Origin of the sequence: Okeania sp. SIO2B9 (genome assembly GCF_010672505.1) — a bacterium.
In the GTDB taxonomy this organism is placed as follows: Bacteria; Cyanobacteriota; Cyanobacteriia; order Cyanobacteriales; family Microcoleaceae; genus Okeania; species Okeania hirsuta.
This window is the reverse complement of the sequence record NZ_JAAHGK010000711.1, coordinates 1-4,032: the sequence shown is the minus strand read 5'-3', so window position 1 is coordinate 4,032 and position 4,032 is coordinate 1. Positions and strand designations below refer to the sequence as shown.

Annotated in this window: 2 protein-coding genes and 1 pseudogene; 1 reads left to right on the top strand and 2 read right to left on the bottom strand. The window is 36.9% G+C overall.

The features are described 5' to 3' along the window. Nucleotides 1-259 precede the first annotated feature (259 nt). Nucleotides 260-1,738, bottom strand: a complete 1,479-nt coding sequence (locus tag F6K13_RS22080) for an ATP-dependent DNA helicase RecQ (protein WP_124155304.1) — start codon at nt 1,736-1,738, stop codon at nt 260-262. Nucleotides 1,739-2,396: 658 nt separating this feature from the next. Here F6K13_RS22080 and F6K13_RS22075 point away from each other — a divergent pair. Next, entirely contained in the window at nt 2,397-3,254 is an 858-nt protein-coding gene (locus tag F6K13_RS22075; RefSeq protein ID WP_124146862.1) for an alpha/beta fold hydrolase, read from the top strand. A 582-nt stretch (nt 3,255-3,836) separates the two neighbouring features. Here F6K13_RS22075 and F6K13_RS22070 read toward each other — a convergent pair. Then, nucleotides 3,837-4,032: pseudogene (locus F6K13_RS22070) on the bottom strand (peroxiredoxin); the annotation flags it as partial.

The window sequence follows — 4,032 nt, the reverse complement described above, 5'->3', positions numbered from 1 at the left end:
CTCCGTGACCGAGACGCCATTGACCGATTGCAAGATATCTCCCGGCTCCAAGCCCGCTTGACGCATGATTTCAGCGTTTCCGATGGGGCTGAGACGATAACCGATGACTGTATTCCTTAAAGCTGAAAAAACTAGCATTTTGTGCAAGAGTTGGGGAGAACAATCTTGGGACAAAACTTAGCTCCTACCTCCTCGCTCCCAAGCCATGTCTCCTGTCTCCTGTCTCCTACTAAAAGACTTTTTCAGCAAACCCTAATTATCAATTGTTGAATATTTTTCCTCTTCCTTTTCTAATACAGTTATCGCAGTGACCGCAACGCATATTCTGAGCTTCCTTAGAAAAGCCAAATGCTTGTAGTAAAAACTGCCATCGACATTTGCTAGTGGTGAAATATCTATTTGTTTCCTGAATACCGGAATTGTAATCTAAGGATGCTGTTTTGCCAGTAGCAGATTTATTCATAATATAGTTAAAGGGATCGCGCCATCTCAGTTTTCCAGAAGAGTGCAAGATAGAGAGGGCGATCGCTGCATCAGGAAATTCATCTGTTACAGTATCAATATTTCCTGTAGTTGGCAGTTGTTTGATTAATTTTTGGGCTGTTTGATGTTGCGATCGCAACTTATCCACTAGAAATTTTTGTCTTTGCTTATCCTCTGGGTCTAACCAACCAGTAGGTTCGCTGACTAATGTTAAAGCTTCGGCAGGTTTCCCATCTCTACCTCCTCTACCGACTTCTTGAATATATTCAGACAAAAGTGATGGTGCTTGAAAATGTATTACCCACCGCACATCTGGTTTATTTATTCCCATACCAAAGGCAGATGTACAGACCACAAAATTTATTTCTCCACCTATCCAAGCTTTCTCTATATTTCGTCTTTCTTCTGCACTTAAACCTGCGTGATAAGCTATAGTTTTATAATTTTTTTGTCGTAATATTTCTGCTAAGTTTTCACTGTCTTTTCTGGTTCTAACGTAAATTAAACCTGCCTGTTTTTCTCTGGTTTTGATAAACTTAAATAACTGTTGACGGCGACTTCTAGGAGTACAAATTTTTTGAATTTTTAAATATAAGTTATTTCGGTAGGGGCTAAGTAAAAATGCTTGTGGGTTTTGCAGTTGTAAAGTTTTTTTGATAATATTTTGGGCTTGGGGGTCGGCAGTGGCGGTAAAGGCGGCAATAGCAATTTTAGTACTTGGAGCTTTAGATTTAATTAGTGCTGAACGTACTGCTCCTAAACGACGATAAGCAGGACGAAAAGTTTCTCCCCACTGTACTAGACAATGAGCTTCATCTAATATTAAACCGTTGATTTTTATCTGGGGTTGGCAGAGCAAATTCCAAACTTTTTGATTAAATAATGTTTCTGGGGAAAGATAAAGTAATCTTAGTTTTTTTTGTTGTAATGCTTGAAGGGTTTTTTGTTTTTGGGAATTGGGAATTTGACTATGGAGAAGAGAGGCAGGAAGTGAGCGATCGCGCAATTCTTGAACTTGATTTTCCATCAGGGCAACTAAGGGGGATATTACTAAAGTTAAGCCTGTTTTTAGTAGAGCTGGTAGTTGAAAACAGATTGATTTTCCTCCTCCAGTTGGCATGATTATTAAGGCGTCTTTTCCTTTTAATAAGCAACTAATTATTTCTCCTTGTGGTGGTCGAAAATTATCATATCCCCAGATTTGGCGGAAGGCTTCGATGATGTTATTCCAAGAGGTTTGTTCGGAACTATTCATGGTTTAATATTGTTTTTTTCTGATGTTTGAAGTTGTAGGGTAAATAAATATTAATTTCTTTGTTCTAGGGTTTTTATGTTGAATAAAACATCATGTGTAGGGGTGAGTTCCACCCACTAGCATTATACTATCAAAATTTGTTTGGGGATGCAAGCTCATTTTTGATTCCCCGCCGACTTTTTTTGGTGCTCAATAAAATGATTATTTTTGATTAAAATAATATGGGTCGCGCAACCCCGCCTTGATCGGCGAAATATTTTTGGAGCTTTTCTCAAATCCCCGTTACAAAAATAACTTCTGTAGGGGGGGAACGGCCGTTCCCCCCCCTACTGACTTCTGAGTTCTGACTTCGTTAACCCTGGGGTGGTTTTTCTGGAGATTGGCGATCGCCTAGCTGTCAATTTATGTTGAATAAAACATCATGCGTAGGGGCGAAACCGACCCACCAACACTATACTATCAAGTTTGATTTGAGGATGCAAGCTCTTTTTTTGATTCGGCTTTCTGGTGCTTCATAAAATGAAAAATTATGTTGTAGGTGATGGTTGACTCTACTCCGTTTGTTTAAAGTGTAATTACTAAGTAAGATTGAGATTGCTTCGGAAGATAAAATAAAAAGCCAAAGCTAGCTACAGTAACTTGAGAAACACTTTTAATTATGGTTTATACTCGCAAAACTTTAAATTTACCTGATATTCAACTTTCTTACTTGGAGTGGCAGTCAGAGGAAAGTCAAGAGAAAAAACAGCCACTTTTGCTATTACATGGTTTGGCAGATGTGGCTTTAGTTTGGTCAAGTTTAGGAGAGTATTTAGCGGATAAATATCATATTGTTGCGCCAGATATGCGCGGTCATGGAGAAAGTGGAAAACCAGAAAGTGGGTATACTTTTGAGAAAACAATTACTGATTTAGAAGCGCTCATGGAGCATTTAAACTGGTCTGATGCTCATATTTTAGGTCATTCTTGGACAGGAAAATTAGCTTGTATTTGGGCAAGACAAAATTCAGAAATATTTAAAAGTATGATTTTGATAGACCCAATTTTTATTGGCAAAATGCCAGGATTAATTAAAGTTACTTTTCCTATTCTTTATCGGACTTTAGAAACCCTCAAAGGCATGGGTCCATTTGATAGTTTTGCTGAGGCAGAAGCTCAGGCAAAGAAGTTAGGAAAATATGCAGGTTGGAGCGAATTTCAACAGATGGTTTTTCAGGAAAGTATGGAGGAAAAAGCTGATGGTAAGTGGGGAAGTAAATTTGTGATTCCGGCGCGGGATGAAATATTTGAAGAGGTGATGCAGGTGTCTGGTTTAACAGAATATATTGATGTGCCTACCTTATTTATTCAACCGGAAAAAGGTGTAAATAGAAGTGAGTTGCAAATTAAGCCTTATCGGAAATATTTAAGGAATTTAAAAATGGAAAAAGTTCCGGGAAATCATTGGGCATTTTTGGTAGATCCAGAAAAATTTAATCAGACAATTGGGCATTTTTTAGAGTTTTTTGAAATCTGAAAAAATCAGCAGTAAATTGAGGTAGCATAGTGTCTAATATTATGTTTGTAGTTTGGCTTTAGCCCTAAGACAAGTATTTAAAGGGATAGAACAAAACTATAGAGAGAAATTTTATTATATAGCTATAAGCATTTCCTACGGAATGCTACACAAACAGCTATCAGCTAGAGTCAAAACTTTTAACTGTAATGTTTTGAAGTTTCTTAGCTGTCCTCATCTTAATGCGTAGTGCTATAATACCATCTTCGGACGTGTCAGTTATAAATAAAATTTAAGAACTGACAGTACCGAAGAAATACTGAAATTGTTTTTACTTTTCTACCTTCCTTTTTTCTTCCCTCCTGACTTCTGAGTCCTGAGTCCTGACTCCTCACTAAGTTATTTATAAGTATTCAACCGTTAGCGTAGCTCCCCCGGAGGGGGAACATGATATAACTCATTATCCAAAAATAATATAACTAGGGTGAAAATCTATAATCAAATATTCTATCTTTCTTAAATATTAAATTCGTTTTGGGCATAAATAATGAGCTTTTAAAATATGTAATTGCTATGACTGTTAAGCTGATTATTGACTAACTATTACACGAGATTATTTCGTAACCAATCAATTACATCATCAGGATTTCTATCAGGCGGGAATACTGGATAGAAAACTTTGAGAATTTTTCCTGCTTGTGCAATTAATGTAACTCTTTTGAGTAGTTGCTTTCCTTCTATTTCAAATATTGGCAATTTTAACGCTTGGGAAAAGTTTAAATCACTATTACTCAGAAGA

Coding starts and splice junctions, on each gene's coding strand:
- F6K13_RS22080 (WP_124155304.1), bottom strand. CDS start 1,738: ATGAATAGTTCCGAACAAACCTCTTGGAATAACATCATCGAAGCCTTC.
- F6K13_RS22075 (WP_124146862.1), top strand. CDS start 2,397: ATGGTTTATACTCGCAAAACTTTAAATTTACCTGATATTCAACTTTCT.